Raw genomic sequence first — 231 nt, 5'->3', positions numbered from 1 at the left:
GACCTACATCGTCGCGCTGAACCTGCTGTCGGGCTCGCCGCGCTGGCTGACCTCCATCCACGCCCTGCCGATGTTCCTGGGTCTGGACTTGCGTGGCGGGGTGCACTTCCTGCTGCAGGTCGACATGAACGGTGCGGTCACCAAGAAGCTCGACTCGCTGGCTGGCGACATCCGCACGCAACTGCGCGACAAGAGCATCCGCCACAACGGCATCGACCGCAGCGGCAACAC

The 231-nt window shown here is 65.4% G+C and carries 1 pseudogene; it reads left to right on the top strand.

The features are described from left to right. Window positions 1-231, top strand: a pseudogene (gene secD / locus ACVA58_RS28795) (protein translocase subunit SecD); the annotation flags it as partial.

Source organism: Photobacterium sp. DNB22_13_2 (assembly GCF_052873915.1).
Note: the sequence above shows the minus strand (reverse complement) of the source record. Positions and strands in the feature narration are given on the sequence as shown.